Source organism: Rhizobium album, from assembly GCF_003122325.1.
Lineage (GTDB): Bacteria > Pseudomonadota > Alphaproteobacteria > Rhizobiales > Rhizobiaceae > Metarhizobium > Metarhizobium album.
The window spans coordinates 50,658-59,406 of the sequence record NZ_QFBC01000026.1 but is presented as its reverse complement, the minus strand read 5'-3'; the positions used below and the strand labels follow the sequence as shown (position 1 = coordinate 59,406).

Annotated in this window: 13 protein-coding genes and 1 tRNA gene; 12 read left to right on the top strand and 2 right to left on the bottom strand. The window is 59.6% G+C overall.

Annotation, left to right across the window (positions count from 1 at the left end; translation table 11 throughout):
- Window positions 1-175 precede the first annotated feature (175 nt).
- On the bottom strand, window positions 176-682 hold the full coding sequence (locus tag DEM27_RS31285; protein ID WP_109462161.1) for an outer membrane protein assembly factor BamE: 507 nt from the start codon (window positions 680-682) through the stop codon (window positions 176-178).
- Between the two features lie 205 nt (window positions 683-887).
- Between DEM27_RS31285 and DEM27_RS31280 the strand changes: the two genes are divergently transcribed.
- The 7 genes from DEM27_RS31280 to DEM27_RS31250 all read left to right on the top strand — a co-directional run bounded on the left by DEM27_RS31280 (window position 888) and on the right by DEM27_RS31250 (window position 5,589).
- Complete coding sequence (locus DEM27_RS31280) at window positions 888-1,496, top strand: ubiquinol-cytochrome C chaperone family protein (protein ID WP_245446254.1); 609 nt, start codon at window positions 888-890, stop codon at window positions 1,494-1,496.
- On the top strand, window positions 1,493-2,053 hold the full coding sequence (locus DEM27_RS31275; RefSeq protein ID WP_109462159.1) for a YceD family protein: 561 nt from the start codon (window positions 1,493-1,495) through the stop codon (window positions 2,051-2,053). The genes DEM27_RS31280 and DEM27_RS31275 overlap by 4 nt, the downstream gene beginning before the upstream one ends.
- Window positions 2,054-2,150: 97 nt before the next feature.
- Window positions 2,151-3,197 (top strand): phosphate acyltransferase PlsX, encoded by a 1,047-nt coding sequence (gene plsX, locus DEM27_RS31270; RefSeq protein WP_109462158.1) that lies wholly within the window; start codon window positions 2,151-2,153, stop codon window positions 3,195-3,197.
- A gap of 19 nt (window positions 3,198-3,216) precedes the next feature.
- Window positions 3,217-4,188: a beta-ketoacyl-ACP synthase III gene (locus tag DEM27_RS31265; protein WP_109462157.1), complete on the top strand. Its 972-nt coding sequence runs from the start codon at window positions 3,217-3,219 to the stop codon at window positions 4,186-4,188.
- A 105-nt stretch (window positions 4,189-4,293) separates the two neighbouring features.
- On the top strand, window positions 4,294-4,632 hold the full coding sequence (locus tag DEM27_RS31260) for an integration host factor subunit alpha (RefSeq protein ID WP_109462156.1): 339 nt from the start codon (window positions 4,294-4,296) through the stop codon (window positions 4,630-4,632).
- A 227-nt stretch (window positions 4,633-4,859) separates the two neighbouring features.
- On the top strand, window positions 4,860-5,402 hold the full coding sequence (locus DEM27_RS31255; protein WP_109462155.1) for a MerR family transcriptional regulator: 543 nt from the start codon (window positions 4,860-4,862) through the stop codon (window positions 5,400-5,402).
- A gap of 110 nt (window positions 5,403-5,512) precedes the next feature.
- A tRNA-Pro gene (locus tag DEM27_RS31250) sits at window positions 5,513-5,589 on the top strand.
- 95 nt (window positions 5,590-5,684) lie between these two features.
- Here DEM27_RS31250 and DEM27_RS31245 read toward each other — a convergent pair.
- Complete coding sequence (locus DEM27_RS31245; RefSeq protein WP_109462154.1) at window positions 5,685-5,918, bottom strand: helix-turn-helix domain-containing protein; 234 nt, start codon at window positions 5,916-5,918, stop codon at window positions 5,685-5,687.
- 85 nt (window positions 5,919-6,003) lie between these two features.
- Here DEM27_RS31245 and DEM27_RS31240 point away from each other — a divergent pair, with 85 nt between their 5' ends.
- The 5 genes from DEM27_RS31240 to DEM27_RS31220 all read left to right on the top strand — a co-directional run bounded on the left by DEM27_RS31240 (window position 6,004) and on the right by DEM27_RS31220 (window position 8,609).
- Complete coding sequence (locus DEM27_RS31240) at window positions 6,004-6,378, top strand: hypothetical protein (protein WP_109462153.1); 375 nt, start codon at window positions 6,004-6,006, stop codon at window positions 6,376-6,378.
- Complete coding sequence (locus tag DEM27_RS31235) at window positions 6,375-6,851, top strand: hypothetical protein (RefSeq protein WP_109462152.1); 477 nt, start codon at window positions 6,375-6,377, stop codon at window positions 6,849-6,851. The genes DEM27_RS31240 and DEM27_RS31235 overlap by 4 nt, the downstream gene beginning before the upstream one ends.
- A 404-nt stretch (window positions 6,852-7,255) precedes the next feature.
- Window positions 7,256-7,810 carry a hypothetical protein gene (locus DEM27_RS31230; RefSeq protein ID WP_109462151.1) on the top strand — a complete coding sequence of 185 codons (555 nt, stop codon included), beginning with the start codon at window positions 7,256-7,258 and terminating at the stop codon, window positions 7,808-7,810.
- A 61-nt stretch (window positions 7,811-7,871) separates the two neighbouring features.
- Window positions 7,872-8,174 carry a hypothetical protein gene (locus DEM27_RS31225; RefSeq protein ID WP_109462150.1) on the top strand — a complete coding sequence of 101 codons (303 nt, stop codon included), beginning with the start codon at window positions 7,872-7,874 and terminating at the stop codon, window positions 8,172-8,174.
- A 195-nt stretch (window positions 8,175-8,369) separates the two neighbouring features.
- Complete coding sequence (locus tag DEM27_RS31220; RefSeq protein ID WP_109462149.1) at window positions 8,370-8,609, top strand: hypothetical protein; 240 nt, start codon at window positions 8,370-8,372, stop codon at window positions 8,607-8,609.
- Window positions 8,610-8,749: the final 140 nt, after the last annotated feature.

The window sequence follows — 8,749 nt, the reverse complement described above, 5'->3', positions numbered from 1 at the left end:
GTCTTTCGGCACCAACCCATCGAGCGTCACCATCTCGAGGGCCGTCTGTTCGGGAGCGGGTTTCTTCAACATGTCCCAGTGAATCATAAACCCCCAGTCAAGGCCAGGGGTTTGTCAGCAGTCTGACCCCGCGGGATTGTCCATCCCGCGGGGTTTTTGATGTACAGGCCTGCCGTTACTGCTGCGGCTGGCCGCCGATCATGCCCTTCGCCAGGTTGGCGGCGCTGCCGCCCGAAAGCAGCTGCTGCAGGAAGGTGAGGTCCTTGCCGCCCGTCGGCGTCGTGCGCGAGATCGTATCGAAGACCTTGCCGTCCTGGAGCGTATAGTTGGAACGCTGCGTCACCACGCCGTCCTTGTCGAAATAGATGGCGAGCACGCTCTGATCCACCAGCTTCGGCTTCATGAAGGCGACCGGACGGGTGCGCTTCTGCGAAATGTAATAGAAAACCTCGCCGTCGAAGGTCGCCGTCGTCGAGGGCGAACCCAGCGACAGGAGCACCTGCTCCCGGCTTGCGCCGACCGGGGCGAGCGCCAGGGACTGTTCATCGACGATATAGCCGTTGTTCAGCACTTCGCCCGTCGAGGCGCAGCCGGTCAGTGTCCCGGTTGCGAGCATCAGGGCGAGGGCGGCACTGCTGACAAATTTGATCTCAGACTTGAAATACCGTGTCCTCAACGACATCTTCCCCACTTAACCACACCTACGCCCCATTTGGCTCTAGACCTGCTGCACACTCATTGTGGCCTTTCAAGGACGGCGACGCCCGGCTGGCATGAATGTGACGACAGGTCTTGGCGAGCCGCCGGAAGAGCTTCCCGACGGCAGGGAACCCTGCACAAACGGCATTGCAATTCGTGCCTGCTTCGGTAAACCAGCTTTGGCAATCATGCAACAAGCCGGAGCGCCGAACCGGTTATCGCGTGGATCTATTCTGGGATTTTTGATGATTTTCGGTCTTTTTCGCAAAAGAAATCACAATCGCTCGATCGTCGATCGTCAGTATGCAACGCTGACGTCGGTGGCGCGCGAGCCGGTCTTCTACCTCGATTTCGACGTGCCGGACACGGTCATGGGCCGTTTCGAGATGCTGTCGCTGGTGCTGATCCTCTATTTCCGCCGCACGCGGGCATCCGAGACCAGCGGCCAGGAAATCGCCCAGGAGATCGTCGACGCCTTCTTCCAGGATATCGACTATTCGATCCGCGAACTCGGCATCGGCGATACCAGCGTGCCCAAGCGCATGAAGAAGCTTGCCGGCATGTTCTACGGCCGGCTGGAATCCTATGCCGCGGCACTCGATGCAGGCGATGCCGCAGCGCTGGCCGCCGCCCTGTCGCGCAACGTGCATCCGCAGGCCGGCGATGCGGCTTCGCCGATGGTGCGGCTGGCCGGCTGGGCGCTCGACGCCGAGGCAGCGCTCGCGAACGTGCCGGAAAGCGACATCGCCACCGGCTCCGCCCTGTTTCCCATCCCCGCCGTGGAGCAACGCCCATGAAAAAGCCAGCCAAGGACGAGGTTCCGTTCTCCTACGACGTCAAGGTGGGGCATATTTCCGCCAACCCGGTGACCGTCCATCTGGAGGCGGATGCCGACGAGCGGCTGGGGCTTGCCCGGCTGTGGAACGTCGTTTCCGTCGAGGCGCTGACGGCGGAACTGCAGATCGGCAAGTGGAAGAAGGACGGCGTGCGCATCAGGGGGCGCGTCCGGGCACGGCTCACCCAGTCCTGCGTCGTCACGCTCGATCCCGTCCAGTCGGAAATCGACGAGCCGGTCGACCAGATCTTCGTGCCGGAAGGCTCGAAGCTGGCGCGCATCGTCACCGACGAACGCGGCGAGATGGTGCTCGACCCCGATGGTCCCGACATGCCGGAAATGTTCATCGGTGACACGATCGATGCCGGCGCCGTCGTCACGGAATTTGCCGCGATGGCGATCGATCCCTATCCCCGCAAGCCCGGAATAGCCTTCTCCGGGCATATCGAAGACAGCGCCGAAAAAGACGTGCGGCCCAACCCTTTTGCCGTGCTCAAGGACTGGAAAAAGGGCGAATAGGCATTGAGCTTTTGACATAATAGAGTTGTAAGCAACCGCAAAACAGGTAATTTGGCCGAACTTTTGCCACTCGGCGAAACGGAAGGATCAGGAACGCGTGATCAAAATTTCTCTTGACGTCATGGGTGGCGACTTCGGTCCTGATGTCGTCATCCCCGGTGCCGCCAAGGCGCTGGACCGGCATCCTGATGTGAATTTCATTCTGTTCGGTATCGAATCGCAGTGCCTGCCCATTCTGGCCAAATATCCCAAGCTCAAGGAAAAATCGGTTTTCCATCACTGTGAGGTCGCCGTCGCCATGGACGAGAAGCCGAGCCAGGCCCTGCGCCGTGGCCGCTACCACTCGTCGATGTGGCGGGCGATCGAGGCGGTGAAGACGGGTGAGGCCGACGTCGCGGTTTCCGCCGGCAATACCGGTGCGCTGATGGCCATGGCCAAGTTCTGCCTGCGCACCATGGCCAATATCGAGCGGCCGGCGATTGCCGGCATCTGGCCGACGCTGAAGGGCGAAAGCGTCGTGCTCGACATCGGCGCCACCATCGGCGCCGATTCGCAGCAGCTTCTCGATTTTGCCCTGATGGGCGGCGCCATGGCGCGGGCGCTGTTCGAAATCGAACGCCCGACGGTCGGCCTGCTCAATGTCGGCGTCGAGGAGGTCAAGGGCCTCGAAGAGGTCAAGGAAGCGGCGCGCATGCTGCGCGAGGCCAATCTCGGCACCATCGAATATTACGGTTTCGTCGAGGGAGACGATCTCGGCAAGGGCACCGTCGATGTCGTTGTCACCGAGGGTTTTACCGGCAACATCGCGCTGAAGGCAGCCGAAGGCACGGCGCGCCAGATCGCCGAACTCCTGCGCAACGCCATGTCGCGCACGCTCCTGTCGCGCATCGGCTACCTGCTGGCCCGCAGCGCCTTCGACCGGCTGCGCGAAAAACTCGATCCGCGCAAGGTCAATGGCGGCGTCTTCCTGGGCCTCAACGGCATCGTCATCAAGAGCCATGGCGGCACCGACGCCGAAGGATTTGCGGCGGCCGTGGATGTGGGCTACGACATGGTGCGTAACGGGCTCACCGAAAAAATACAGAACGATTTGAAAAAATATCATGCAAGGCGCTTGCCCCCTGTCGGGCCGGAAGCCGCATGAATGGCGGGGTAAGACAAGAATGATCCGTTCAGTGGTTCGCGGTTTCGGGGCAGCGCTTCCGAAACGGGTGGTCACCAATCGCGATATGGAAGGCATCGTCGAGACATCCGATGAATGGATCATCCAGCGCACCGGCATCCGCCAGCGGTATATCGCCGGCGAGGGGGAGACGACCGCGTCCCTCGGAGAGCAGGCGGCCCGCGCCGCCCTCGACAATGCCGGGCTGACATCTGCCGATATCGACATGATCATCGTCGCCACGTCGACACCCGACAACACCTTTCCGGCAACGGCGGTCAATATCCAGAACCGGCTCGGCATGCATCACGGCTTCGCCTTCGACGTGCAGGCCGTCTGTACCGGTTTCGTCTATGCGGTGACGACGGCGGACGCCTATATCCGCGGCGGCCTGGCCAGGCGCGTTCTCGTCATCGGCGCCGAAACCTTTTCGCGCATTCTCGACTGGGAGGATCGCACCACCTGCGTGCTGTTCGGCGATGGCGCCGGCGCGCTCGTGCTGGAAGCGGCGGAGGGCGAGGGTACCATAGCCGATCGCGGCGTGCTGACATCGCACCTGCGCTCCGACGGCGCACACCGCGACAAGCTGTATGTCGACGGCGGCCCGTCGACCACCGGCACGGTCGGCCACCTGCGCATGGAGGGCCGCGAGGTCTTCAAGCATGCGGTCGGCATGATCACCGACGTCATCGACGCAGCCTTCCAGGCAACCGGAACCGGGCCGGACGATCTCGACTGGCTGGTGCCGCACCAGGCGAATCGCCGCATCATCGATGGTTCGGCAAAGAAGCTCGGCATCCCGCTGGAAAAGGTCGTCGTCACGGTCGACCAGCACGGAAACACTTCGGCGGCGTCCATTCCGCTGGCATTGGCGGTAGCCGCCGGCGACGGACGCATCAAGAAAGGCGATCTGGTGATGCTGGAGGCCATGGGCGGCGGCTTCACCTGGGGCGCCGTTCTGGTGCGCTGGTAGTGGCGAACCGAAAAAATCGACACCAAACAAGAGCTTGACCGCTCGGGCCAAGGGCAATACTCTCTGCCGGCTTTCAAAATCATTTGAGATAATGGGCGGGAACTCATGGCGGGGAAGACAGTGACGCGTGCGGATCTGGCGGAATCGGTTTTCCGGAAAGTCGGGCTTTCGCGAACGGAATCGGCGGAACTTGTCGAGACGGTAATCGACGAGATTTGCAACGCCATCGTGCGCGGCGAAACCGTAAAACTCTCTTCCTTCGCCACGTTCCAGGTTCGCGACAAGAACGAGCGTATCGGCCGCAATCCGAAGACCGGCGAGGAAGTTCCGATTTCGCCGCGCCGGGTCATGACCTTCAAGGCATCCAACGTGCTGAAGCAGCGCGTTCTCAAGGCGCACAATGTCCGCAAGACCAAGCAGAAGCCGGTTAATCCAGCGACCTGACAGCCGACCGAGCGGTGAAACCCGTAGACAAGGCGCTGGGGGACTTGAATTTGTCTTTATAAGCCGTTGAAATATGGATGATTCGAGTTCCGGGCTCGATCCATGCACCTTGATGTGGACAATGCCGGGCGGCCTTTCGAGCGAAGGAGCGCCGTAGCGGATTTTGCCGGATCTTGAATGCACCGTTTTCGGCATGATGTTTTCGCTGCGTTGGGAGATCTAAAAACTTGGACAAGAGCCCGGATGCCTTTCGCACCATCAGCGAAGTTGCCGACGATCTCGACCTGCCGCAGCATGTGCTTCGTTTCTGGGAGACACGGTTCCCGCAGATCAAGCCGATGAAGCGTGGCGGCGGGCGCCGCTACTATCGGCCGGAGGATGTCGATCTCCTCAAGGGCATCCGCCATTTGCTGTATGACCACGGTTATACGATCAAGGGCGTGCAGAAGCTGTTGAAGACCAACGGCAACAAGTTCGGCGCCGCCATCGCCACCGGCGATCTCGCCACCGTCGAGGCGCTGGCCGCCGCCGGAGAGGAGCCGCAACCGCACGCGGAACCGAAGATCAGCCATGCCGAAGAGGACCAGATCGTCGGCCGCGCCAAGCCGCCGACAAGCCGCCGCTTCTTTTCGTTCATGGCCGGTGATGACGATGCGGTGCCGGAAGTGTCGATCGGCAAGGGCAGCGTCAACAAGGAGGACCGCGCCCTGCTGCAGGAAGCCCTCTACGACCTGCTGGAATGCAAACGCCTGCTCGATCAGGTGCGGTAATCCTTCCTACGGCGGTTGGCGGAAATCCATTTTATTGTTGTCCCGCTGCATTTTCCCCCTTGCGCTCCGGGGCCGAAAACCATAAACAACCCAAGCCTTTTAGGCCGGGTCGGAATGTAGCGCAGCCCGGTAGCGCACTTGACTGGGGGTCAAGGGGTCGTGGGTTCGAATCCCGCCATTCCGACCATTAAAATCAAAGGCATAGCTCTCCCTGATTTTACTGGCTAAAAAATTTATAGCCTCAATGTAGCCAGAGACGCCGAATATGGCGTGGGCACTGGTCTATCGCTTCAACCGAACGCCATCTTCGATGAATTCAACGCCAAGGTCGGCAAGCGCTCGAACGACGGCGGCTACATTATTTTTCATCCCCTTAACTTCACCCTCGCTGCTTTCCATCCGTCGAAGGGTAGGGGCAGATACGCTGGCCTTCTCCGCCAATTCCACCTGGCCGATTCCGATGAGCGCACGCGCTGCTGCGAGCTGATAGCCCGATATTTGATTAATTTCGCTCACGGTGATTATTTACGCTTGACGCGCCCCCAGTTGATGGTAATAGTTATCGCATTGAGCGATTTTAATCAACCGGAGAACGCACACAATGCGAACGACGCCGCTTGCCCACCTGCCCGACAGACTTGTACTTCCCCGCCGCCTGGTCCCCAGAAGACGGCCAATAAGTGAATTGATAGACCTGCATCGCCAGGCCGTGCTGGCGGACGACGCTATGTTCGACGAGGATGGAAACGTCCTGGACGAGAAGGGCGCCGGCGACACGCTGGCCGAGGAACATAAGCGCTTCAAAAAGCTGGTCGGCGCGCGCTGCCAGACTGAGGATGAAGTACAGGCAAAACTGGCGTATATCGTGCACGGCACGGTAGGCGAGCGCGATGCCCTGATTGACACTGTGGTCGAGTGCGGGCTGCTCGAAAGCCTGCTCCAGTCGTTGATCCTGCGCGCGGAGGCTTGCCAATGAACGCCATCGACCACAGCACCTTTCTCGCCGACACTTTCCGCACCGATCCGCGATGGGCGTACCTTGAGTGGCTTCGGATGGAGGCCAGACTTCTTCAGATGGAGCTCTGCCCGAATCTCGATCCCGAGCTAGAATTCGCGCCCTGTAATACTTTCGCCAAAGCCTTTCATTTTCCCCGGAACAATCGCTGGCAGGACGTTCCCCAGCCGAGCACCAGAGCAGAACAAGTTCTGAGAGCGGCCGGCGTCGCGTTTCCAGCAAACGATTTCGGCAGCACCAAATTCTCTGGTCCCGGCGCGTACCTCTTCAATTTCTCGATCGGCCGGCGGGTCGTGCTTGTCGAATGGGACAGTGACGACGAATGGTTTGTTCTTTCCGATCAGGAGACCGGTGATCGGATATGCGCCTTCAGCGTCGAGCAGTTCGACCTGACCGTTGCTGGTCGTGTCATCGAGTTCGCCGAGGCCGCCTAGCTCCCCATCCACGCCGTTGCACCACCGGCCACTGGCGCCCGCCGTATGGGTTGCGGCGAGCATTTTCCCGGCGCCGACCGCATGCGGCGCCATTTGCCCCCGGTCGCGCCGCCCTGCGCCGGGGGCTTTTTTGTTTGTTGTGCTGCTGCGCCCAAAACCGGGCTGAACGCATTTTTGCGTCGAGGAATTTCGGCCGTTTGGAATCGACAGGTTACTGCCCTTAAATCCAAGGCAAGCATCGGCAGGTTCGGCCCTCGTCGAAGTCAAAGCTTGTGCGCAGCCAGATCTTCATACGCCTTGACCAAGCCAGGCCACATTTTTAATCTGCCAATGCGCTTCACCAACGCATCACCACACTGAGGAGACCAGAAGAATGCGGTCGGCAGTTTGCCGGCGGCAACATCTTGTTTTTTCTAAAGGTATGGTTGCTGATGGACCCATTATCCAAACTTCCAATGTTCGCGACTGACGACGAAATCGCGATAGCTATTGTGGGAAAAAAACGTGCGTCGCATTGGAAGCGAGGCGCGCTAATCATCCTCGAGGCGCGCGGCTTTCCGCGGGTAGACGCAGTGCATGGAGGCAGGCCGGTCCCCCTCATCCGAAAATGGTACAATCTCTATCTCGGGTTGGAAAAGAGTTATGTCCAATCGACGCAGGAAATCGGCAAAGATAACTGGGAGGCCTGGCGGCTGAAACGGGAAGAGCGAAATGCTAGGAAACCCCAATTGGGGCTCGACGGCCGATGTCAAAGCGTCTTGCTATACATGGTCGCACATCCCGACGCGCAGACGCATGTGGCTATACCAAATGCCGGAGCCTTCACCATGAACCGCTTGGCAGAGAAAGGTGCTATCGTTGCCGATGGCGTTGATCGTGATGGCGATACGGAATGGAAAGTCACAGAGGCAGGCATTGAGGAGGCCAAGCTCATCAGCTTTTGGCACCATGGAAAGTGACCATGAGTGCTGCAGGCAAGACGCTTCGAGCAAGAAAACAATTAGCAGGCATGGACCTGATATGACCGATTTTCTCGATACCCTCCGGACGCCGGAAGACATTGCAGAGCATATCTCTCGCGCCACAGGCGTCACGATGACAGGACGCACCGTCTGGGAGAAGGCACGACGCCTGGGAATCGCCAAAAAACTGGGACGATCTATGTTTATCGCGATCGACGATATCCCGTTGCTCTTGGCCCCCGGGCCGCCGCTAGGAAAGCGGGCCTCAGCGGCGTATGACCGGTTGAGTACGGAGGAGGCGCTCAAGATCTTTCGGCAGCGAAGCCGCGAGCGCAAGAAGCGCGAGGCAGAGGGGCAGTAGGCCGAGGCCAGATCAAGTCGCAACAATTGCGACTTGAACGATGCACGAAGATATTCTCTCGACAACCATGCGGGGCGATGCGAGGATATTGCACTTAATGGAGGGGCGATGGCAGACGAAGTGATATACAAGCCCGGCGACCTTGTGCAGGTGCGCTAGCTCGTCCGGCGCCCTGTCCGGTCGCAGCAAGGCGAGATGGTGAAGGCGGACAAACGCATTGGCCCGACGATCATCTCAGAGGCTACCAGCGTTCCGTACAAGAACCGGAAGTTCACCGAGCGCTGGCGCAAGGTTGCAAATCTGGGCGGTATCCCGAAGACGGTCTGGAACATGGATGCCCGTGCCGGCGCCATCACGCAGGCCTATAACCTGGGCGCCACAGAGACGGACGTCATGAAGAGCGCCGGCCACAACAACCGGCAAACAAGCGGTTAATTCAAGATTTGTACAGTCATTATCAACATCCACTTCCGCCACAAGCGCTCACTAACAACTTAAATGCTGTGAAAAACGAAATCGCTAAACTTAAAAAAGACGCAAAGTCGGGTAGCAATAAAAACAGATTTTTTTAATCT